Origin of the sequence: Verrucomicrobium sp., from assembly GCA_028283855.1 — a bacterium.
Taxonomy (GTDB): Bacteria; Verrucomicrobiota; Verrucomicrobiia; order Methylacidiphilales; family GAS474; genus GAS474.
Map to the genome: position 1 here is coordinate 46,017 of JAPWJX010000001.1, position 19,858 is coordinate 65,874.

A 19,858-nucleotide genomic window follows, 5' to 3' on the forward strand; every position below is an offset into this window, starting at 1 on the left:
GAATTCCCCTTTCATAACGATGAAAAGCGTCGGTACCCAATTGCGCGAAGCGCGCGCCGCCCGCGGCCTGACCTCCAAGGCCGCCGCCAAGCTCACCAAGATCAAGGAACAGCAGCTCCTCCAGCTGGAAGCGGAGGCATACGACCAATTTCCCGCCCCCGCCTACGTCCGGGGCTTCGTCCGCATCTACGCGCGGACCCTCGGCCTGGACGAGGAAGCCGTCCTGCGCGACCTCGACCAGGTGCTGCTGAAGAAGGAAGACTCCCCCGCCTACCCCGCGCCGCTCCCCTACATCGACCGGAACGAGGAGCGCCGCTTCAGCCAGCCCCGGTTCCTCCGCCGCCTCACCTTCCTGGCCGCCCTGCTCATGGCCGGGGCAGTCCTCCTCATCCTGGCCATCCGCATCCGCCAGGTACTGCCCTCCTCCGCTCCGGCGCCTTCTGCCGCGGCGCCCGCGGCGGCTGCCATCGATCCGGTGCCCACTCCGCCCGCCGTCCCCGCTGATCCGGCGGACGAGCCCGTGGCCAAGGCGACGGCCATCGTCACCCCCGGGACTCCGGCAGCGGCCGCGCCCGCCCCGGACGAGCCCGTGGCCAAGGCCGTCCCCATCGCTCCCGCTTCGCCCGTCCCCGCCTCGGCGGCCGCCGTCTCCGCGCCCGCCCATCCCAACCCCACCCCGACTCCCGCCGCCAGCCATGAAATCACCACTCCCTGAGCCCCCCGCCGCCGCCGCCGAGGCGACGGTCAAAGTCGGCCTCATCTCCCTGGGCTGCGCCAAGAACCTCGTCGACTCGGAAATCATGATCGGCCACCTCCACCAGGCGGGCATGGCCATGACGCCGGACGCGGCGGAGGCCGACGTCCTCATCGTCAACACCTGCTCCTTCATCGACGAGTCAAAGGAGGAGAGCATCGAGGCCATCTTCGAGGCCAACCGCGACCGCGGCATGCACCGCCGCCGGGGCGGGCAGAAGCTCATCGTCGCCGGGTGCATGGCCCAGCGCTTCTCCAAGCAGCTGCCCAAGCTCATGCCGGAGGTCGACGCCTTCATCGGCCTGGACCAGATCACCAAGGTGGCCCCCATCATCGAGGGGCTCCTGGGCAAGGAGAAGGCCGCCGACGCGCCGGAAAACTTCGTCACCCCCAATTCCCGCTACATCCCGGACTACGACACGCCGCGCTTCCGCCTCACGCCGCAGCACAGCGCCTACGTGAAGATCGCGGAGGGGTGCAACCACCCCTGCGCCTTCTGCATCATCCCGCAGATCCGGGGCCGCCACCGCAGCCGCAGCATCGCCTCCATCGTTGAGGAAGTGCGCCGCCTGGCCGCCGCCGGGGTCAAGGAATTCAACCTCATTTCCCAGGACACCACCTACTTCGGCATGGACCGGTGGGAGGAGAAGGCCGGCCCGCGCCAGAAGATCGACTCCACGCGCGGCGAAACTCTCTGCGACCTCCTGCGCGCCCTCCAGGCCGTCGAGGGGGACTTCTGGATCCGCCTCCTCTACACCCACCCCGCCCACTGGAGCGACGAGCTGATCGAAACCATCGCCCAGTGCGACAAGGTGGCCCGCTACGTCGACATGCCCCTCCAGCACATCTCCCAGCACATGCTGGAGGCGATGCGCCGGGAGACTTCGGAAGAATACGTCCGCGACCTCGTCGCCCGCATCCGCAAGGGGATCCCGGGCGTCACCCTGCGCACCACCTTCATCGTCGGCTTCCCCGGCGAGACGGAGGACGATTTCCAGACCCTCCTCGGCTTCATCAAAGAGACCGAATTCGACCGCCTGGGCGTCTTCCGCTACTCCCAGGAGGAAGGGACCCGCGCCGCCAAGATGGAAGAGCAGCTCCCGGAGCCGGTTAAGAAAGCCCGCTGGAACCAGGCCATGGCCCTCCAGCGCGACCTGGCGGAGAGCGTCGGCGAGCGTTTCGTCGGCCGCCGCCTGCGCGTCCTGGTGGAAAAGCCCGGCATCGGCCGCACCCAGGGGGACGCCCCGGAGGTCGACGGCCAGGTCATCCTTTCCGGGGAGGCACCCGTCTCCACGTTCGTGGAGGTGGAAGTCACCGGCTGCCGCGGCTACGACCTCCTGGCCAAGGTTATCTAAGGAACGACTGCATGCACCGTTTCCGCGTCGCCCTGAACCTGCCGAACCAGCTCACCCTGGGGCGGCTCGGCCTTTGCGTCTTCTTCGTCGCGGCGATGTCGTTCGACTTTCCCTACAGCCGCACCCTGGCCCTGGCCATCTTCGTCGTCGCCAGCCTGACAGACTGGCTCGACGGCGCGCTGGCTCGCCGCTACGGCCTCATCACCGACCTGGGAAAGCTCCTCGATCCCCTGGCGGACAAGATCCTCATCAGCGCCGCCTTCATCGGCCTCATGGGGGACCAGGTCGGCGCGCCCATGTGGGTCGTCGTCACCATCATCGCGCGGGAATTCCTCATCACCGGCCTGCGCATCGTCGCCGCCAACCAGGGCTTCATCATGGCCGCCGAGCGGGCGGGCAAGCACAAGACCGTCTCCCAGATGGCCTTCGTCACCGTCGCCCTCATCCTGGAAAGCGCGGACGAGCTGGGCATCGGCGAGAGCCACTTCCTCTCCCTCCTCGACTTCGTCCAGCCGCTCCTCCTCTGGATCACCCTGGGCATCACCGTCGGCTCCGGGGCGATTTATTTCTACAAGAACCGCGGCCTCTTCGCCGACGCGGCGGAGACGGAGGAATCCTCCCGCCCCGCCTTCAAGGAATGGCGCTCCGTCGTCGCCGCCCTCGCCAAGGGGGAACAGGCCGTCATTCTGCGCAAGGGAGGCATCGCGGAGGGGAAAAGCGGCTTCCAGCCCGTCCACGAGCGCTTCTGGCTCCTGCCCACCCGCTTCCATGAGGAAGAGGGCAAGCTGAAGCCCGGCGCCGTCCTCCCTCCGGAGCACGCCGCTGACGAGGCCCCCGTCACCCTCTCCGCCTGGGCGGAGGTGGCCGAGGTCCGCTACCTGACCCGCTGGGAAGAGGTCGAGGCCCTGGCCCCGTTCCATCACTGGACCACCGAGGCGATGCGCGAGCGGTTCGATTGGAAAGAGCCCGGCCTCCACTGCTTCGTCCTGCGCGTATACCGCCTGGACGAGCCGGTCACCGTTCCTTGGCAGAAGAATTTCGGCGGCTGCCGTTCCTGGACGGAAGCGCCCGCCGACTGGGCCGGGCGCCCTTCCGTTCCCGCGATGGATGAGGCCGCCTTCGCCGCCCTGCGCCAGCGCGTGAACGGAGCGGTCGCCACGCCCGTTTCTTAAGCTATAGTGGGGCCATGCCTTCCGCCCTGGTCATTCTGGCCCCCGGTTTCGAGGAGATCGAGGGGATCACTGTCATCGACATCCTGCGCCGCGCTGAATTTACGGTGACGGCGGCGGGCCTGGTCCCCGGCGTCATCACCGCCGCGCGCGGCACGCGCCACTTGGCGGACGTCGACCTCAACGAAGTCCTGCGGAACGACTTCGACGTCGTCGTCCTCCCCGGCGGCGGACCCGGCACCGCCCACCTGAAGGTCGACGACCGTGTGAAGGCCGTCCTGGAGCGGCAGGCCGCCGCGGATCGCTGGGTGGCCGCCCTCTGCGCCGCGCCCACGGTCCTTTTGGAACACGGCTTTTTTCCCGACGCGCCGCTCACCTGCCATCCCTCCGAGCAGGCGAAGGTGCCGCCCGCCCGGCTCCGGGGCACACAGCGCGTCGTCGTCTCCGGCAAGCTCATCACCGGCCTGGCGGCGGGCGCGGCATTGGAGTTTTCCTACGAGATCGTCCGGCGCCTCCTGGGGGAGGAGGCCGTCCGCAAGGTCAACCAGGGCGTCTGCGCCCAGGGCCACCGCAATCCCGTGCTGGGCGGCGGTTTCCACCACACCGCCATCCAGGTGCGGAATTACGACGAGACGATCGCATTCTACAAGAAGCTGGGCTTCACCGAGAAGGTCGCCTGGAAGCACGACGCCCGCCGGGCGGCGATGCTCGACAGCGGCGACGGCAACTACCTGGAAGTCTTCGAGCGGGAGGCCCGGCTGGGCGAGATTCCGGCGGAAGGAGGAATCCTCCACTTCGCCCTCCGCACGCCGGACGTCGACGCCGCCCACGCGGCCGCCCTGGCGGCGGGGGCGACGGAGCAGCGCGCGCCCGCCGACGTGACGATCCCGAACGAGGCCTACCCCGTCCCCGTCCGCATCTCCTTCGTGAAGGCCCCGGGCGGCGAGGTGGTCGAGTTCTTCCAGAACGAGCTGACCTAGCTTAGCTAGGCAGCTTCTCCAGCGCCGCGATCCGGTCGTCGAGCGACGGGTGGTCGGCGAAGAGGGAGGCGTGGCGCGGGGCGCCGTTGATCTTGAAGGCGTTGAAGGCCGGGGCGCGGTTGTCGACCACGGGCGCGCCCGCCGCCACCTGCACCTCGGTGATCTCCTTCAGGCGGCGCAGCGCGGCCAGCATCGGCCCTTTCCCTTCCAGCGCGGCGGAGCCGGCATCGGCCCGGTATTCGCGGGCGCGGGAGTAGGCGTAGATGACCAGGCTAGCCAGGAAGCCGAAGAGGATCTGGAAGGCCAGGCTGGCCAGGAAGAAGCCGATCCCTTCCCCCCGCTCCTCGCGGCCGCCGGAAAGGGCGCGGTCCAGGAAGAAGGCGAAGACGCGGGAGAGGAAGATGACGAAGGTGTTCAGGATGCCCTGGAGAAGGGTCATGGTCACCATGTCGCCGTTGGAGACGTGGGTGATCTCATGGGCCAGGACGCCGGTCACTTCCTCCCGGGTCATGGTGTGGAGGAGGCCGGTGCTGACCGCCACCAGGGAATTGCTGCGGGAGGGGCCGGTGGCGAAGGCGTTGGCCTCCGGGCTGTCGTAGATGCCCACTTCCGGCATGGCGATGCGGGCCTTGGCGGCCTGGCTGCGGACGGTGTCGACGAGCCACTGCTCGGCCTCGCTGGAGGGCTTTTCGATCACCTGGATCTGGTAGGCCATCTTGGCCATCCACTTGGACATGGCCAGGGAGATGAAGCTGCCGGTGAAGCCGCAGACCAGGGAGAAGCCGAGGAGTTCCGTGTAGCTGATGCCGTTGGCGTAGAGCCAGTGGTCGACCCCCAGGAGGCGGGTCACGATGGTGATCGCCGCCAGGATGGCGATGTTGGTGAGGATGAAAAGGAGGATGCGTTTCATGGGTTGGGAAGCTCAGTTTAGGAGCCCTTATCCCCCGCGCAAGTGAAACTGGAAAGCTACTCCGCGGCGGGCCGGGAGAAGGTGGGGAGGACGGTGATCGCCTTGAGGGCGTCGACGGCCTGGAGAAGGATGATGTCCTTGGGCGCCAGGGGTTTGGATTCGGCCGCGGCCGGGGATTTTCTGCCCGCCCGGCGGATGGCTTCCGCCTGCGGGCTCTGGTCGCGGGCCAGGATGGTCTCGTTGACCTCCGGCGGGGCGGAGGTGGAGGCGATGACCTCGGCGGGGGAGGTGGTGTCGAGTTGGGCCAGGGCCAGGCGCTCTTCTTCCGGCGTCACGCTGACGGCGATGTCCGGGGTGATCGGCTCGCCCAGGAAGGGGTGGTCGTCCGGGCGGCGGACGGCGGCCACCGGCATGTGGAGGACCCGGCTTTCGTCCAGCCGGAAGTCGCCGAAGAGGGCGGCCTCCCCCGGCGTGGCCTGGCCGACGAGGATGGCGTTCCGTTCCCGGCGCAGCACGTCGGCCAGCGCCTCCGCCGCGCCGCGCGTGCCCGCGTCGACGAGGACGACGAGAGGGCCGTCGTAGACGGTGGCCGCCTCGTCGGAGGCCTGGGTCTTGTAGGACTTCAGAATGGTCTGCGGGCCGTCGACGGTGAAGAGGGCCTTTTCCGGGCGCATGAGGAGGGCGGCCAGGCGGGCGGCTCCGGCGAAGTCGGACGGGGCGGTGGTGCCCCGCAGGTCGAGGATCAGGCCGTTGATGGCCCGCTCCGGGCCGCCCTGGTTCCATTCCCGCAGCTGGCGGGAGAGGCGCGGCCAGCCGCCCGTTGGGCGCGGCCAGGCCGGGGGCGCGCCAGTAGCCGATGCGGCCGGGCAGGAGGTTGGTGCGGGTGGTCGGGGCGCTTTCCTTTTCCGCCGCGGGGACGATGCGGACGCCGGGCAGGCGGAAGAGTTCCCGGCCGATGTTCTCATTCGGCACCTTTTCCAGGCCGGAGCTGCGGAGGAGGGCGGGATCGTAATAGTTCTTTTCCAGCAGGGCGTAGATCGCGCCGTGGGAGGCGTCCGGCGCGGGGGACGCGGCGGTGGCGGGAAGGGTGATCTCGATCTTGGCCTTCGGCGCGGGCGGCTGGACCACCACCGCCGGGGGCGGCAGCGGGGCGGGCGCGGGCTTTTTAGGCGTGAGGGTGAGCGGAGGGGGCGGCGGAACGGCGGCGGCGGGCAGGACTTCTTCCTGGGCGGGCAGGACGATTTCCGGCGCGGGGGCGGCGGGAGGCTCGACGGGGGTGGCGTAGAGGATGATCTCGTCGTCCGGGATCATCTCCGCCGGGACGGTGACGGGCGGCGGGGAGGGGGGGACCGGCTTGGCCTTCGCCACGGGTTCCGGCTTTGCCTTGGCGGTTTTCTTGGCGGGGGCCTTCTTGGCTTTTTCCTTCTTGGCGGGGGGCGGCGTGACGGCCACGGCGGGCTTCACGGTGGCGTCGTCATCGGCGGCGGCCGGTTCCAGCGGTTTGGCGGAACGGATCTCTTCCGCGTCGGCGGCGTCGGCGGGTTTGGGGGCCTTCTTTTTCGCGGGGGCGGTCTCCGGCGGCTCGACGGGGAGGGCGGGGAGGATGGCGTCGTCCTGGGCCAGGACGGCCGACGGCGTGGGAAAGGGCTCCTGTCCCCGCGCGGGCACCGATAGGGCCGCGCCGGCCCAGAGGGCGCTGAGGAAAAGGGAGGCGGAGCGGCGCATGGTCACGTTTTTTGCTGGGCGCGGGCGCCGATGTCGCGGCGGAAGACTTTCCCCGCGAAGCCGATGCCTTCCACCAACTCATAGGCGTGGCGGCGGGCGGTTTCAAGGTCCCGGTCCCACGCCACGGCGGTGGCGACGCGGCCGCCGCGGGTGACGGTCCGGCCTCCCTTGGTGCCGGTGCCGGCGTGGAAGACGTAGCGGTTGCCGGTGGCGGGAAGGTCGATGCCTTCGATCGGCCCGTCGAGGCGGGGCGCTTCCGGGTAGCCGGGGGCGGCGGCGACGACGCCCAGGGCGCTCAGGTCGTTGAAGCGCAGTTCCAGGGAGCCCAGCTCCCCGCGGGCGACGGCGGCGGCGATGTCGACCAGCGGCGTTTCCAAAAGGGGGAGGATGACCTGCGTCTCCGGATCGCCTAGGCGGCAGTTGATCTCCAGGAGCTGCGGGCCGGTCGGCGTCAGCATGAGGCCGGCGTAGAGGATCCCCTTGTAGTCGATCCCTTCCTTCGGCAGCGCGGCCAGGAGGGGGGCCAGGACCTCTTCCTCGATGCGGCGGCGCGTGGCCTCGTCCAGGAAGCGGGCGGGCGCGTAGGCGCCCATGCCGCCGGTGTTCGGGCCGGTGTCGCCGTCGCCCACGCGCTTGTGGTCCTGCGCCAGGGGGAGGAGCTGGTAGGTTTTCCCGTCGGTGACGGCCAGGACGGAGATCTCCGGCCCGGTGAGGCATTCCTCGATGACGACTTCCCGGCCCGCGTCGCCGAAGGCGCGGCGCTCCATGATCCGGTAGATGGCCTTGGCCGCCTCGTCCGGGTTCTTGGCGATGACGACGCCCTTGCCCGCCGCCAGCCCGTCGGCCTTGATGACCTGCGGGTAGGGGGCCTTTTGGCTGTGCGCGTAGGCTTCCAGGGGGTCGGAAAAGATCGCGCCGGCGGCGGTGGGCAGGCGGTGCTTGAGGAAGAGGCGCTTGGCGAAGGCCTTGCTTCCCTCCAGCCGCGCGGCGCTTTGGTTGGGGCCGAAGGCGGCCAGGCCCTTTTCCGCGAAGCGGTCGACGACGCCGAGGCAGAGCGGCTCCTCCGGCCCGACGATGGTCCAGTCCGGCCGCTCCTTTTCCGCCCAGGCCAGGAGGCCGGGCAGGTCGTTGGCGGCGATGGGGAGGTTCGTGCCCAGCTGGGCGGTGCCCGCGTTGCCCGGGGCGATGAAAAGCCCGGTGACGCGCGGGTCTTTCCGCGCGTGCCAGGCGATGGCGTGCTCCCGCCCCCCGGAGCCGATGACCAGGACCTTCATTATTGGGCGTCGTCTTCGTCCACCATCTGTACGACGGGGAGAAGGTAATAGGTCGGCTTTTCCGGCAGGTCGGCGGGCTTGAGGGAAAGCTCCGCCGAGCCTTTCAGGTCCTTCACCAAAGGCTTGGAAGGGAGCCCGGCGAAGAACTCCTGGAGGGAGCGAAGCTTCATGTCGGCCGAGTATTTCGTGCGGTAGGCGATGGGGATGATGATGCGGGCGCCGGTGTCCTCGACGATCTTGGCCAGCTCCGCGGGGTTCAGGTTGGGCGTGCCGACGGGCAGGAAGAGGACGTCGACGGAGCCGATCTGCGCCCGCTGCGTGGGCGTCAGCGGGTGGCCGATCGCCCCCAGGTGGCAGAAGTGGATGCCGTCCAGGGTGAAGGTGAAGGCAGCGTTGGTGATGCCGTGGACCTCGTCGTTGCGGGAGGGGAAGGTGGGCACGCCGCGGAAGAGGAGGCCGCGCGCGTTGTTCAGGCCGATGGCGGTGACGCTGGAGAAAATCTGCGGGCTGCCGGAGAGGCGGATGCTGCCGTCGTGGTCCAGGGTCTCGTTGCTGATGAGGACGACGTCGGCCGGCAGCTGGACGGGGAACTTGTAGGTGAGGGCGGAGCTTTCCGCGTAGGGGTCGATGGCGATGCGGACCCCCGTGGAGGTAATCAGATAAATGAAGGCATGGCCGTAATTGCGGAGGGTCAATGCGGAGGCCGCCGCGGTCTCTTCTTTCTTTTCCGCATGGAGGGAAACGCCGCCCAAGGCCATCGAAATGGCCAAAATGAGCAAAACCCAGGCGCGACGGAACATCTCCCCGCCAGGGTAGGGAAATACTCCTTAAATGGCAACTATTCCCGCCGTTAATTACTTGGTTTTGCGGGAAAGGTCGGGGGCGGCATCGCCGGGGAGAGGGGCCACTTCGCGCGCGCGGCGGAAATCGGCCGGTGGGGCGGCTTCGCAGCGGGCTTTGAGGAGGTCGTAACGGGCCTTCGTCGCGGGATAGCTCAGGATGAATTCCCGGGCGGATCCCTCGAACTTTTCCTGCCGCAGCATGGCGGCGGTGGCGGCAAGGAGCTCCTCGTTGGAGGCGGAGAGGGGCGGGTCAAATCGGACGTCGGGGGAGAACTGCCCGCGCGTCAGGTCGGCGCGGCGGCCGTCCGGCAGGATGTTGAAGAAATGGGAGTCGTGGAAGCCCCGGTCGTCGATCAGGACGTGGGCGATTTCCCCGCCCAGCTTTTCCTGGACCCAGGCGGCGGTGACGGCGCAGTGGCCCGCCGCCGGATTGTCCGGGGTCCAGGTCTCCTTGTAGTAGGTGGTTTCCCGGCACCAGGCCTGGCGCACCTGCGCTTCGACGGCGGCCAGGGAAGAAGCCATGGGGCTTACTTCGTGCGGGACTGCTCGGGGCCGCCCTGTTCCTGCTGAGTGGCGGGGCGCTTGGCCGCTTCCCACGGATTGCCCTGGGGCGGGATGTAGCCGGAGCTTTCCAGGGCGGCGATGACCTTCTCGGAAAAGCGGCGGGCCAGCGGATCGTTCGGCGGATTGAGGTAGGCCTGGACCGTCGGCTCGACGAGGGGGCGGATCTCCGCGTCGCGGCCCGATTCGCGGGCCAGGCGGGTTAGCTTGGCCAGGGAATACTCGGCCACGAAGGTGTCGCGAATGACCTCGGTGCGGGCCTGTTCGGAAGGGGATTTTTTCTCCAAGAGCGACTTGCCGCTGGCGATGGAAACGGCGGCGGTGACGATGGCGGCGGCCAGCTCCTTCGGCTCCTGGAAAGAGACGGTCTGGGCTGCGGCGACCTCTTTCAGCATCTCCTGATCCTGCGCCCCGTTCTTCCCGTAGAGGGGCAGAAGGGGGGTGGGCAGCTTGGTCACGTCGGGCTCCCAAGTCACGGGGAAGGTGGAGAGGTCCAGGTTCATAGTTACGGATTAATTCGGCTATTTAGAGCGGCCCGGGCCGGAAAACACAAAAAGAAATTGGAATCGACCCCCTCCCTGCTGCTAAACAAGACCCTCCCCGCCATGACCGAAACCGCCACCCCTCCCGTCGTCCAGCCCTGGTCCCGCAACAACCCCTTCCTCGCCCTCGTTTCGGAGAACAAACTCCTTTCCAAGGCCGGATCGAACAAGGACACCCGCCACATCGTCGTCGACATTTCCGGCAGCGGCCTGAAATACGGCGTGGGCGATTCCCTGGGCGTCCTGGCGAAGAACCCCGCCGCCCTGGTGGACGAGATCCTGCGCCTGCTCAAGATCGACCCCGCCGCCCCCGTCGCTGGTCCCGCCGGGAACATTCCCGTGCGCGAGGCCCTCATCAAGAACTACATCGTCAACCGCGTGGGCAAGAAATTCGTCAAAGGCCTGGCGGAGCGCCTGCCCGCGGGCGAGAAGAAAGCCGCCCTCGACGCCGTCTGCGCGAATGAGGAGGCGCTGGACGACTACGTCTTCACCCGCGACCTGGTCGACGTCCTCGTCGAGCACCCCGGCGTCACCCTGACGGCGGAGGAGCTAGTCAGCCTGATCAACAAGTCCCTGCCCCGCCTCTACTCCATCGCCTCCTCCGGCACCGTCCATCCGGAGCACGTCCACCTGACGGTGGCCGTCGTCCGCTACCAGACGCATAACCGCTGGAAGACCGGCCTGGCCTCCGGCTACCTGGGCGACCACTGCCCCGTCGGCTCCCGGGAGGTGCCCGTCTACGTCCAGCCGACGAAGCATTTCCACCTGCCCGCCGACGACGCGCCGATCATCATGGTCGGTCCCGGCACCGGCATCGCCCCCTTCCGCGCGTTCCTCCAGGAACGCCGCCACCGCGGGGCCACCGGCCGCAACTGGCTCTTCTTCGGCGACCAGCAGCGCGCCAGCGACTTCCTCTACGAGGAGGAGTTCGAGGATTACAAAAAGGACGGCTTCCTTACCCGTCTGGACACCGCCTTCTCCCGCGACCAGGAGCAGAAGGTCTACGTCCAGGACCGCATGCGCGAGAACGGCGCCGAGATGTGGAAATGGCTCCAGGAAGGCGCCTACTTCTACGTCTGCGGCGACGCCAAGCGGATGGCCAAGGACGTCCACCAAGCCCTCATCTCCATCGCCGCGGAGCACGGCAAGCTCCCCCAGGAGGAGGCCCAGGCCTACATCGAGACGACCTTCGCCAAGACCGAGAAGCGGTACCTGAAGGACGTCTATTAAAAGACGGAGAAGGTGAAGCACTCCCTCTTTTCCTGGCTGGTCCTCGGCTCCTCCGTGACCGTGGCGGTGCTGCTGGCCGTCAACTTCCTGTGGCTGCGCCGCCTGGCGCGGAAGCTCCTCCACGCGCAGATCCTCTTCTACAAGGCCGCCGCCCTCCTGCAGAAAGCGCAGAAGCAGCGGGCCGCGGAGATGGAAGCCGCGGGGGAGGAATCGGCCGTGCAGGAAGGCCGGCGCACCGCGATGTCCGTGGAGGGGCACGAGATCGAGATCGTCGAGGTCGACGGCAAAGAGGTCGTCTATTTCGACGAGGAGGCCTCCGAAGAGGAGCGCATCCGCATCATGAACTACCTGAAGAACGAGGGATTCCTTCCCTGATTTATCCTATGGACGAACGTTTTCTCAATGAGGCCGTCGCCGCCGCGCGCGCGGCGGGCAAGGTGCAGCGCGACGCCCTGGGCGGCCCCCTGGACGTCGACGCCGCGCTGGACCACGACATCAAGCTGCGCCTGGACCGCGACTGCCAGGACCTCATCACGGAGCACCTGCTAAAGGCCTTCCCGGACCACACCGTCTTTGGCGAGGAAGGCGGCAGCCCGCTGGGCGCCTCCGAATACCAGTGGATCGTCGACCCGATCGACGGCACGGTGAACTTCTTCTACGGTTTCCCCCACTTCTGCGTCGCCATCGCCCTCCAGCACAAGGGGGAGACGATCCTGGGCGTCACCCTGGACCCGAACCGGGACGAGCTGTTCACCGCCTGGCGCGGGCAGGGGGCCTTCTGCAACGGCCGCCGCCTCTCCGTCAGCAGCCGCACCCAGCTGAAGGAGGCGATGGTCTCCACCGGCTTCTCCAAGAGCAACGAGACCCTGGAGCAGAGCATTGAGCTGACCAAATACTACGGCCTCAACGCCCGCAAGCTGCGCATGAACGGCAGCGCGGCGCTCGACCTGGCCTACGTCGCCTCCGGGCGGTTGGACATCTACCTGGAGCGGACGATCAACCTCTGGGACGTCGCCGGAGGCGTCCTCTTCATCCAGGAGGCCGGCGGCCACGTCGACCTGAGCCCGCTGCCCAACGGCAAGGGTTACTCCCTCATCGCCAGCAACGGCAAGGTCCCCGTCCGGGCCTGGTAGGCTTGTTTTCCGGCTTCTTTCCGCCATCCTGGCGGGGTGAAGAAGGGGCTCCTGCTGCTTTGGCTCGTCCTGCCGGCCGGCTTCGCCCGGGCGGAAGGCATCGACTTTTCCTTCGACCCGAACAAGGTCAGCCCCCTGTCGGCCAAACGTTTCGAGCTGAAGGAGGCGGACGGTTTCGGCGGGATCGCCCCGGGCTTCGAAAAATCCTTCGCGCTCCCCTCGTCCGATTGGACCTTCCGCACCGCCAGCCTGGGCGGGCGGCAGATCTACGCTCCGGCCGTCGATTTTTCCAAGGAATACCGGACCCCCGCCGTGGCCCTGGCGCAGACCTCCTCCTCCCTCCAGGAAAAGACCGCGCCCTTCTCCAGCACCACCGTGGCGCCGCTGCCGGGACAGGCCCCCGTGTCCAAATTCGATCACCTCTTTGACGACAAGTTTTACCGCGGCCGGGAAGAAGACCTCATCCGGCAGGCGATCGACCGCCTCTCCGCCCAGAGCGACGCGGCCCTGGCCAAGCAGATCAAGCCCGGCGGCGGCAACGGCCCCTCCCTGACCGTCGATCAGGTCAAGGAACTGATCAACAAGGATGTGGCGCCCGCGCGGTGAATCGCCTAGCGTCGCGCCGTGCACCTCCCTTCCGTTTCCGAGATCGGCTACGCCGGCCTTTTCGCCTGGATTTTGGCCGAGCAGCTCGGCGTCCCCATCCCTGCCATGCCCGTCATTCTGGCGGCGGGGACCCTCGTCGCCTCCGGCAAGTTCGGCCTCCTTTCCTGCGTGGGCCTGATCCTGGTCGCCTGCCTGCTGGCCGACGGCATCTGGTATTACCTGGGCCGTTCCAAGGGCGTCCATATCCTCCACTTCGTCTGCCGCCTCTCCTGGAAGCCGAACACCTGCATCTCCCAGACCAAGGGCGTCTTCATGCGCTACGGGGCTTCCGCGCTCCTCTTCGCCAAGTTCGTCCCCGGCCTCAACACCCTGGCCCCTCCGCTGGCGGGCGCCGTCGGCATTTCCGCGCGGCGCTTCTTTGCCTACGACGCGGCGGGCTCCCTCTTCTGGGGCCTGCTCCCGCTCCTGGCGGGCCTGGGGCTGGGCGCGGCCATGCCCGATCCGGCGCGCATCGGCGCCTTCCTGCAGGAAAACTGGGCGGAGGTGCTGGCGTGCGTGGTCGGCGCCTTCCTGCTTTGGACCTTCGCCCACCGCCGCATCTACCTCTACCAGCTTGGCCAGGAGCTGAAGAAGGCCGTGACCGTGGAGGCGCTCAAGGAAATGCTAGACCGGGGGGAAGACCTGGTCCTCCTCGACATCCGCCACCCCATCAACTTCAAGCTGCGCCCCGTCATGCTGCCCGGCGCGCGCCACGTCGGCTACCAGGAGATCGAGGCGAACAACCTGGAAAAGGTGCCGATGGAGCGCTCCCTCATCGTCTACTGCGACTGCCCGCGGGACCAGGCCTCCGCCCACGTCGTGCGGATGCTGCGCCGCCGGGGGGCCAAGTCGGTCCGCCTGCTGCACGGCGGCCTGGAAGCGTGGGAAAAGCTGGGCATGCCCACCGTCCCGGCGGAGGGGCTGGAGCCGCTCCCGGCCTAACGCTTAGGGAGTGACGGTGAACGTCGCCTTCGCCGTCACCTCGGGATAATTCGCCATGGCGAACTCCACGGTATAGGTGCCCGTCTCCAGCGGCGCGTAGAGGGCGTTGAAGGAAATCGTCTCCGCGTAGGCGATCTTGTCCGTGGGATTGATCATCACCAGCCCCACCTGGTCCAGGAACTTCTTGTCCAGCGACCAGCGGTAGACCGTCTGCCCCGCCGGATTCTTGATCGCGATCTCGTAGCGCTGCGTGTTCGGGAAGGAGAGAGTATAGGTCTGCTTTCCCGTGTTCTTCACGCTCAGCGTGGCGCGGACGTTGTTGGCCAGGGAGGGATCCCGCTCCGTGCCGCTCAGGCTCACGGTGGCGGGGTTCAGCTCCAGCTTGGTCTGGAAGTCCCGGAAGTCGATCGAGTTGGCCTTCTGGATGCGGGTGGGATCGCTGGAAAAAATGCTGAAGCGCTGGCCGGAGGCGTCCGTCTGATTCGGCTCATGGTCCCGGCTGGGGCTGATGTCGACGGCGTGGAGCGGCGCGGCGGCGCAGGCCAGCAAGAGGAGGGGGGAAAGGAGGCGGCGCATAGGGTCCGGGAGCCGCGCATTTTCGGGATCCCCTTTACGGATTGCAACCTTGAACTGGCTGCCCCATGTTCCCAGGCCATGCGGATCCTCTTCTGCGCCGTGTGGTGGCTGGCCGCCTTTGCCCCCGCCTGGGCCGGGGCAAAGCCGCCCTCCGTCTCCCTGCGCATCTGCCTGGAAACGGAAGGCGCCGGCTCCTCCAACCAGTCGGTGCCCGTGCAATTGCAGAACCCGGACCAGACCGTCTACGTCAATCCCGCCCCGGAAGCCTCCGAACGGGACCTCGTCGGCGCGGAGGCTTACTCCGGCCCCGGCGGCGAGCAGGGAGCCCTTCTCCACTTCAACCGCCACGCGGCGATCGCCCTTTCCTCCGCCACCATGCAGCATGAGGGGAAAATCCTGGTCGTCTTCCTGGATGGGCGGATCGTCTACGCGCCCGTCATCGACGCCGCCCTTTCCAGCGGCGACTTCCTCATCCCCCGCGGCGTTCTGCCGGAGGAAATCGCCCTTCTCCAAGCCCAGGCGAAGGAGAACTTAAAACGCAAATAGTGCAAAAAAAGGAAGGGACTTGATTCCCCGCCCGGATGATCCATTCTTAAAGACGGTCCTTATATGCCTTCCGAGCCCGATTCCTCCTCCAAGACGCCCCATCCGGTCGACTTCGATTTCCTCAAGGGTCCCAGCGCTCCCAAGCTGAAGAGCACCGTGGCCCCTTCCGAGGAAGCCAAGAAACGCTCCTTCACCCGTCCCGCCGGCGCCCCTGCCGCCGCGGAGCCCGCCGCATCCGCCGCGCCGGCCGACAAACCCCAATCTAAAACTATGCCCACTCCTCAGAACATCGAAGACTTCCGCCGCAACGCCGAACGCCAGAGCCGGGAGCAGCAAAGCTTCGGCAACGTGCTGGCCACCGTCACCTACTCCATCCTCATCGCCTTCATCCTGGTCACCGGCCTGGCCGCCTACGGCGGGTACATCCTCTTCGGCCGCGTGAAGGCGCAGAGCCAGTCCCTCGTCGCCATCAACAAGCGGTATGACGCGGAAGTGATCGGCCTCAAGGAAGACCTCACCCGCTCCCATGCCGAGGTGCAGCGCCTGAGCGACGATGTCGAGCGCCAGCAGGAAGAGCTGACGCGCCTGCGCGCCGTCGCCGACCGCCTCGCCGCCGACCTGGCTTCCGACCACAAGGACCTCCAGTCCCTGCGCGGCCGTTCGTCCTCCTCCTCCTCCTCCGTCTCCCACCAGTAGCAAGCGGCTCCAAGCCCTTAGCGCCCCGCCCTTCGGATGCTTTCGACGACCGAACTGCGCCGCCTCTTCAACGAGTGGCGCTGGCGGCTGAAGCGGGTCCAGGCCATCCTCCAGCCCCCCGTGTGGAGCGAGGACGAGTGGCGCCAATTCGCCCAGGCGCTCACCGTCCTCCTGCAAAAGCACGGCGCCAGCTGGACCCATGACGACGGCTCCCAATGCTGGGACATGCGCTGGCAGATCCGGGAAGGGGGGGAACTGGTCTGCCAGGTGGAGCAGCACGGCCCGGAGAAAATCTCCCTCGTCGTCGCGCAGACCGGCGGCTTCGCGGAAGAGATCGGCAGCTACACCTGGCTGTGGGCCGAGTTCGGCACCGACGGCCATTTCACCCGCGACCCCTACTGGGTCGACGGCGCGTGGAAGGAAGCCCTCATCGGCCTCCTCATGCCCTACCAATACCGTTCCAACTTCTACCTGGAAGCGCCGACGGAGACGCCCGCCGCGCTCATGATCGAGCATCCCCACATCGACGAGCATCCTCCCCAAGCCTATGAGCAAGAAAATCATCCAAGCGCCTGAGGGCAAGGCCCCCCAGGCCATCGGTCCCTATTCCCAGGGCGTCCGCGTCGGCGACCTCGTCTTCCTTTCCGGCCAGATCCCGACCGATCCGGCCACCGGCGCCTTCCCGGAGGGCATCGCCGCCCAGACCGAACAGGCGATCAAAAACATCACCGCCCTTTTGGCCGTCGAGGGGCTGACTCTGGCCCACGTCGTGAAAGCCTCCGTCTTCATGGCCGACTTGGCCGAGTTCGCCGCGATGAACGAGGTCTACGCCCGCCACTTCGCCTCCGCGCCGCCCGCCCGGTCCACCTTCCAGGTGGCCAAGCTCCCGCGCGACGCCCGCGTCGAGATCGAAGTAGTCGCCCACGCCGGGGCTTAAGAAGAAAGAAGGGGACGGCCTAGGCCGCTTCCCGCCGGTGGTCCGGGCCGTCCGCGGCTTTTCCCGCCTGGGGCGCGGCATGGCGCATTTCCGCGGCGTTTTGCCGGATGGCGGTAAGATCGGGGGAGGGGTGCTTCGCCTGGTGCTCGCGGAGCGGGCGCTCCATCCATTCCTCCAGTTTTTCCCGGACCACGTGGTCGTGGGCCGTCTGATCCAGAGTGGCCTGGCGCTGGAAGACGGCGGCGAGAATCGTTTGCCGCAGGCGGGCGAAAGCTTGGGTGAACTTGCCCACGGGGCCTTCCTCACTCCGGCCGGCCACGATGCCCAGCTCGGCGATGTCGGCCCGCTGCCGGTCGTCCCGCGCCTCGAAGGCGTCGTTGGTGAACTTGACCTGATGAAGCTTCGGCTCTTCCATAAAGTCCTCCTACTATATAATTCGGCTATTTCCTCTCCCCCATGCCCTTAGACCCCCTGCAGGCCTTTCGTGACACCGGCGCCCTCCTGGAAGGGCATTTCATCCTCCGTTCCGGGCGGCACAGCCGCCAGTTCTTCCAGTGCGCCCTCCTCCTCCAGCACGCCGCCCTGGCGGCGGAACTCTGCGGCGACCTGGCCGCCAAGGTGAAGGGACTCTCCTTCGACGCCATCGCCTCGCCCGCCATGGGAGGCATCCTCGTCGGCCAGGAAGTGGCCCGCCACCTGAAGACCCGCCACATCTTCGCCGAAAAGCAGGAGGGGAAGCTGGTCATCCGCCGCTTTCCGATCGAGCCGGGCACCCGCTTCCTCGTCGCGGAGGACGTCGTCACCACCGGCGGTGCCGTGCGGGAGACGATGGCCCTTCTGCGCGCCGCCGGGGCGGAAGTCGCGGGCGTCGCCGCCATCGTCGACCGCAGCGGGGAGCCGCCGGTCGACTTCGGCGTGCCGTTCTTCAGCCTCCTGCGCCTGCATGTGGAAACCTTTCCCGCCGACGCCGTCCCGGACGACCTGCGCGGCGTTCCCGCCATAAAACCCGGGAGCAAATAAGATGAAGCCGCGCGGCCTGTTCCTCCTTTTCTCCCTGTTCCTGCTGCTTTCCGCCGCCGTCCGGGCGGAAGACGCGCCGTCCGCGCCGGTGCTGGAGATGGTCTGGGTCCGCTGCGACCATGTCCCCCGCACCCAGGCGGAAATGGAGGCCTTGGCCTCCCGCAAGGAGTATTGGCTCACCAAGCCGCTCCGCATCGAGCTTTCCCTGAACGAGGAGCGGAAAGGCCGCTGGGAAGGCAAACGGGTCCGTGTGCCCACCGAGATTTCCGAAAAGGGGAAAGTGACTCGCCGCATTTACCGGCGGCCCCACCTCTACCTGACCGCCTACCTCCGCTCCATCGCCCCCGGGCCCTCCTATTCCGTCCTGGCCACCTACGACTCCCTTTTGCCGAAGACTCCGGCCGTCCAGGTCGTCGCCAGGAAATCGATCCCCATCCCCCAGTTCGACGTGGTGGCGGGGAATGATTCCCCCCTGGTGTTGGAGGAGGGGGAGTGGCAGCCCGCTTTCAACACGGAGACCAGCGCCTATTTGACCTCCCATCTGCTGCTGGTGCGCGCGCGGCAAAGATAGCTCCTTGCCCCTTGCCTTGAGGCGGACCGCTCCCTATCAGTGAGCGATGCTCCCCGTTCTCCAAAAGCTCCTCATCCTCCAGGAACGTGACGAAAAGCTCTCCGCGCTGCGCGGGGAGCTGGACCGGATGCCGGTGGAGGAGAAGGCTTTGGAAGACCAGTGGCAGGCCGCCTCCCACCGCCTCAACCACCTGAAGGAGACCCACCGCCAGCTGGAAGTGGACCGCAAGAAGCTGGAACTGGAGATCGGCTCCAAGCAAGAGCAGATCGGCCGCTACAAGACGCAGCAGCTCCAGACCCGCAACAACGACGAGTTTTCCGCCCTGAACCACCAGATTGCCCACGCCGAGAAGGAGGTCGTCACCATCGAGGACAAGGAGCTGGTCGGCATGGAGCGCGCCTCCGAGCTGGAGAAGCAGATCGCCGCGGAAGAGGCGGCGCTGAAAGTGCAGGAAGGGAAGGTCGCGGAGAAGCGGGCCGTCTTCCGGGAGCGCCGGGCGCGGTTGGAGGAGGAGGCCGCCAAGGTTTCCGCCCAGCAGGCCGCCGTGGAGCAGGAGGTGGAGGCGGCCCAGGAGGGGATCCTGTCGCGCTACCGCCGCATCCTGCAGAGCAAAAAGCGCCAGGCCGTCGTCCCGGTAACCCACGGATCCTGCGCGGGCTGCCACATGAAGCTGACGGCCCAGACCGTCGTGGCCGTCACCAAGGCCCAGGAAGTCGTCGCCTGCGAGAATTGCGGGCGGCTGCTCTACAGCGGAGAATAGGCGCTTAACGCTGGCCGGAAGCGGGGTCCCGCTTCTGCAGCCAGCCCGCCTCGATCAGCGGCTCGGCGAACAGGTTGTTCGACTGGGTGGGGAAAATGCTCAGCGCGGAACGGATGTAATCCTCGGCCTGCGGTCCCTTGCCCTGGTTAAAGAGCCACGCCGCGTTGGCGTAGTAGTAGGCCGGGGTGTTGCCGCCGAAGTCGAACTTGTCCAGGCGGGCCTTGGCCTCGTCCAGGTTCTTTTCCAGGAGGTAGGTCAGGTAAACCTTGTAGAGGATCAGCTCGTTCTTGGGATCGTCCGCCAGGATCGACTGGAAGCCGGCGCGGGACTCCGGATACTTCTTTTGCAGGTAGAGGACTTCCGCCTTGTTGAAGCGGGCGGGGAAGAACTTTGGGTCGATCTTTAGCGCCTTGTCGAACTGCTCGTCGGCGGCGGCCCACTGTTCCTGCTTCACCAGGATGGAGCCGTGCAGGTTGATGACCTGGGGATCGTTCGGGCGGAGTTTTTCGGCCTCCTGGAGGCGGAGAAGGGATTCGGCGTAGCGCCCGTTGGAAAAGGCGTCGAAGACGGCCTGCATCTTCTTCTGGAACTCGGGGGAAGGCGTGTCGGTGGGGGCGGCGGTCTGCGCGAAAAGCGGCAGGGCCGCCAGGACGGGAAGGAGGAGGGCGGCCAAGAGGCGGGAGCGCATGGG

The 19,858-nt window shown here is 67.4% G+C and carries 26 protein-coding genes; 17 read left to right on the forward strand and 9 right to left on the reverse strand.

Annotated features, from left to right (window positions below):
• Positions 1-19 precede the first annotated feature (19 nt).
• The 4 genes from PW734_00255 to PW734_00270 are packed head-to-tail and all read left to right on the forward strand — an operon-like array spanning position 20 to position 4,257.
• The gene (locus PW734_00255) at positions 20-715 is read left to right on the forward strand and encodes a helix-turn-helix domain-containing protein (protein ID MDE1169635.1); all 696 of its coding nucleotides are present in this window, start codon (positions 20-22) and stop codon (positions 713-715) included.
• Positions 696-2,108, forward strand: a complete 1,413-nt coding sequence (gene rimO, locus PW734_00260) for a 30S ribosomal protein S12 methylthiotransferase RimO (GenBank protein MDE1169636.1) — start codon at positions 696-698, stop codon at positions 2,106-2,108. The genes PW734_00255 and rimO overlap by 20 nt, the downstream gene beginning before the upstream one ends.
• Before the next feature lie 11 nt (positions 2,109-2,119).
• The gene (gene pgsA, locus PW734_00265) at positions 2,120-3,280 is read left to right on the forward strand and encodes a CDP-diacylglycerol--glycerol-3-phosphate 3-phosphatidyltransferase (protein ID MDE1169637.1); all 1,161 of its coding nucleotides are present in this window, start codon (positions 2,120-2,122) and stop codon (positions 3,278-3,280) included.
• Positions 3,281-3,294: 14 nt separating this feature from the next.
• A complete protein-coding gene (locus tag PW734_00270) occupies positions 3,295-4,257 on the forward strand; it encodes a DJ-1/PfpI family protein (GenBank protein ID MDE1169638.1) in 963 nt (320 codons plus the stop codon).
• Between the two features lies 1 nt (position 4,258).
• On the opposite strand, the gene htpX is transcribed toward PW734_00270, so the two are convergent.
• A complete protein-coding gene (gene htpX, locus PW734_00275; protein MDE1169639.1) occupies positions 4,259-5,167 on the reverse strand; it encodes a protease HtpX in 909 nt (302 codons plus the stop codon).
• Positions 5,168-5,223: 56 nt separating this feature from the next.
• Entirely contained in the window at positions 5,224-6,132 is a 909-nt protein-coding gene (locus tag PW734_00280; protein ID MDE1169640.1) for a S41 family peptidase, read from the reverse strand.
• Positions 6,133-6,254: 122 nt separating this feature from the next.
• Between PW734_00280 and PW734_00285 the strand changes: the two genes are divergently transcribed.
• Positions 6,255-6,452 carry a hypothetical protein gene (locus PW734_00285; protein ID MDE1169641.1) on the forward strand — a complete coding sequence of 66 codons (198 nt, stop codon included), beginning with the start codon at positions 6,255-6,257 and terminating at the stop codon, positions 6,450-6,452.
• Positions 6,453-6,894: 442 nt separating this feature from the next.
• On the opposite strand, the gene purD is transcribed toward PW734_00285, so the two are convergent.
• From purD to PW734_00305, 4 genes are read right to left on the reverse strand one after another with little or no spacing between them, the layout of a single operon-like run.
• Complete coding sequence (gene purD / locus PW734_00290) at positions 6,895-8,166, reverse strand: phosphoribosylamine--glycine ligase (GenBank protein ID MDE1169642.1); 1,272 nt, start codon at positions 8,164-8,166, stop codon at positions 6,895-6,897.
• Positions 8,166-8,966, reverse strand: a complete 801-nt coding sequence (locus PW734_00295) for an MBL fold metallo-hydrolase (GenBank protein ID MDE1169643.1) — start codon at positions 8,964-8,966, stop codon at positions 8,166-8,168. The genes purD and PW734_00295 overlap by 1 nt, the downstream gene beginning before the upstream one ends.
• Positions 8,967-9,020: 54 nt before the next feature.
• On the reverse strand, positions 9,021-9,530 hold the full coding sequence (locus tag PW734_00300) for a hypothetical protein (protein MDE1169644.1): 510 nt from the start codon (positions 9,528-9,530) through the stop codon (positions 9,021-9,023).
• 5 nt (positions 9,531-9,535) lie between these two features.
• Positions 9,536-10,072 (reverse strand): hypothetical protein, encoded by a 537-nt coding sequence (locus PW734_00305; protein MDE1169645.1) that lies wholly within the window; start codon positions 10,070-10,072, stop codon positions 9,536-9,538.
• A 57-nt stretch (positions 10,073-10,129) separates the two neighbouring features.
• Between PW734_00305 and PW734_00310 the strand changes: the two genes are divergently transcribed.
• The 5 genes from PW734_00310 to PW734_00330 are packed head-to-tail and all read left to right on the forward strand — an operon-like array spanning position 10,130 to position 14,061.
• Positions 10,130-11,341 (forward strand): sulfite reductase subunit alpha, encoded by a 1,212-nt coding sequence (locus PW734_00310; GenBank protein MDE1169646.1) that lies wholly within the window; start codon positions 10,130-10,132, stop codon positions 11,339-11,341.
• 12 nt (positions 11,342-11,353) lie between these two features.
• A complete protein-coding gene (locus tag PW734_00315) occupies positions 11,354-11,716 on the forward strand; it encodes a hypothetical protein (protein ID MDE1169647.1) in 363 nt (120 codons plus the stop codon).
• Between the two features lie 8 nt (positions 11,717-11,724).
• Entirely contained in the window at positions 11,725-12,474 is a 750-nt protein-coding gene (locus tag PW734_00320; GenBank protein MDE1169648.1) for an inositol monophosphatase family protein, read from the forward strand.
• A gap of 36 nt (positions 12,475-12,510) precedes the next feature.
• Entirely contained in the window at positions 12,511-13,080 is a 570-nt protein-coding gene (locus tag PW734_00325; protein MDE1169649.1) for a hypothetical protein, read from the forward strand.
• A gap of 18 nt (positions 13,081-13,098) precedes the next feature.
• Complete coding sequence (locus PW734_00330) at positions 13,099-14,061, forward strand: VTT domain-containing protein (GenBank protein MDE1169650.1); 963 nt, start codon at positions 13,099-13,101, stop codon at positions 14,059-14,061.
• 3 nt (positions 14,062-14,064) lie between these two features.
• Here the strand turns inward: PW734_00330 and PW734_00335 are convergent, their stop codons facing one another.
• Entirely contained in the window at positions 14,065-14,637 is a 573-nt protein-coding gene (locus PW734_00335) for a BsuPI-related putative proteinase inhibitor (GenBank protein ID MDE1169651.1), read from the reverse strand.
• A 78-nt stretch (positions 14,638-14,715) separates the two neighbouring features.
• Here PW734_00335 and PW734_00340 point away from each other — a divergent pair, with 78 nt between their 5' ends.
• The 4 genes from PW734_00340 (at position 14,716) to PW734_00355 (ending at position 16,816) form a co-directional block, all read left to right on the forward strand.
• Positions 14,716-15,183: a hypothetical protein gene (locus PW734_00340; GenBank protein ID MDE1169652.1), complete on the forward strand. Its 468-nt coding sequence runs from the start codon at positions 14,716-14,718 to the stop codon at positions 15,181-15,183.
• Between the two features lie 63 nt (positions 15,184-15,246).
• Complete coding sequence (locus tag PW734_00345) at positions 15,247-15,879, forward strand: hypothetical protein (GenBank protein ID MDE1169653.1); 633 nt, start codon at positions 15,247-15,249, stop codon at positions 15,877-15,879.
• Positions 15,880-15,915: 36 nt separating this feature from the next.
• Positions 15,916-16,455: a hypothetical protein gene (locus tag PW734_00350; GenBank protein MDE1169654.1), complete on the forward strand. Its 540-nt coding sequence runs from the start codon at positions 15,916-15,918 to the stop codon at positions 16,453-16,455.
• Positions 16,427-16,816, forward strand: a complete 390-nt coding sequence (locus tag PW734_00355) for a Rid family detoxifying hydrolase (protein MDE1169655.1) — start codon at positions 16,427-16,429, stop codon at positions 16,814-16,816. Before PW734_00350 ends, PW734_00355 begins: the two co-directional genes overlap by 29 nt.
• A gap of 19 nt (positions 16,817-16,835) precedes the next feature.
• Here the strand turns inward: PW734_00355 and PW734_00360 are convergent, their stop codons facing one another.
• Positions 16,836-17,231, reverse strand: a complete 396-nt coding sequence (locus tag PW734_00360) for a hypothetical protein (protein MDE1169656.1) — start codon at positions 17,229-17,231, stop codon at positions 16,836-16,838.
• Positions 17,232-17,272: 41 nt separating this feature from the next.
• Here PW734_00360 and pyrE point away from each other — a divergent pair, with 41 nt between their 5' ends.
• From pyrE to PW734_00375, 3 genes are read left to right on the forward strand one after another with little or no spacing between them, the layout of a single operon-like run.
• Positions 17,273-17,836: an orotate phosphoribosyltransferase gene (pyrE, locus tag PW734_00365; GenBank protein ID MDE1169657.1), complete on the forward strand. Its 564-nt coding sequence runs from the start codon at positions 17,273-17,275 to the stop codon at positions 17,834-17,836.
• 1 nt (position 17,837) lies between these two features.
• The gene (locus PW734_00370) at positions 17,838-18,407 is read left to right on the forward strand and encodes a hypothetical protein (protein ID MDE1169658.1); all 570 of its coding nucleotides are present in this window, start codon (positions 17,838-17,840) and stop codon (positions 18,405-18,407) included.
• A 46-nt stretch (positions 18,408-18,453) separates the two neighbouring features.
• Positions 18,454-19,167 (forward strand): C4-type zinc ribbon domain-containing protein, encoded by a 714-nt coding sequence (locus tag PW734_00375; GenBank protein ID MDE1169659.1) that lies wholly within the window; start codon positions 18,454-18,456, stop codon positions 19,165-19,167.
• A gap of 4 nt (positions 19,168-19,171) precedes the next feature.
• Here PW734_00375 and PW734_00380 read toward each other — a convergent pair whose 3' ends face one another.
• The gene (locus PW734_00380) at positions 19,172-19,855 is read right to left on the reverse strand and encodes a tetratricopeptide repeat protein (GenBank protein MDE1169660.1); all 684 of its coding nucleotides are present in this window, start codon (positions 19,853-19,855) and stop codon (positions 19,172-19,174) included.
• Positions 19,856-19,858 lie beyond the last annotated feature (3 nt).